1 pseudogene is annotated in these 210 nt (G+C 80.5%); it reads left to right on the forward strand.

The features are described from left to right. Positions 1 to 210 (forward strand): annotated as a pseudogene (locus ACH65_RS20495) (colicin transporter); the annotation flags it as partial.

The raw sequence follows: 210 nt of genomic DNA on the forward strand, positions 1-210 counted from the left end.
GCTGCTGCCGATCGCCGCGCTGGTGTTCCGCCGCGGCTGGCTGCTGGTGCTGCCGCTGCTGTGGCTGCCCCTGCTGCCCGCCACCGCGCGGGCGGCCGACTGGCGCGACCTGTGGCAGCGCCGCGACCAGCAGGCCACGCAGGCGCTGGCGGCGGGCCAGGCGAAGGCGGCGCAGCAGCTGGCGCGAGACCCGGCCCTGCGCGGCGCCGC

The sequence above is a fragment of the Frateuria defendens genome, from assembly GCF_001182895.1.
GTDB classification, from domain to species: domain Bacteria; phylum Pseudomonadota; class Gammaproteobacteria; order Xanthomonadales; family Rhodanobacteraceae; genus Frateuria_B; species Frateuria_B defendens.